At 54.2% G+C, this 426-nt stretch carries 1 protein-coding gene; it reads right to left on the bottom strand.

Annotated features, from left to right (window positions below; all coding sequences use genetic code 11):
* Positions 1–237 (bottom strand): class I tRNA ligase family protein (locus tag Q4563_RS16360; RefSeq protein WP_303605233.1); only part of this gene is annotated, 237 nt, incomplete at its 3' end.
* Between the last annotated feature and the right edge of the window lie 189 nt (positions 238–426).

Here is a 426-nt window from a genome sequence, read left to right as displayed (position 1 = left end):
CCAACCCATTGGTTGCATCACATTCTTGCCTAGCATGCGCTGGTAGCGGGAGATGACGTCACCGATGGTGTAGTTACGGACATGGCCCATGTGCAGTCGGCCGCTGGGGTAGGGGAACATTGACAGGCAGTAGAATTTTTCTTTGCTGGCATCGGCCACTGCGCGGAATACCTGATTTTCTTGCCACTGTTGCTGGACAGCGGGTTCAATGTCGTGGGGAGCGTAAGTCTCTTGCATCATGTTGGTTTTGACGTCGGGTACGTGATTGGGAAAGTAGGAAAGGGAGTTTAACCGAATGCGCCCGGCGCGAACACCGACTGAACCGCGGAGTCTGTTGATTGGGCCAGAGGACAATGCGTGACAATGTCGCGTTCGACGTATTCTGAACGACCGTGCTCCAATAGGCCTGTTGACTCAGGTCAGTAG

The organism is Gilvimarinus sp. 1_MG-2023 (assembly GCF_030548285.1).
Note: the sequence above shows the minus strand (reverse complement) of the source record. Positions and strands in the feature narration are given on the sequence as shown.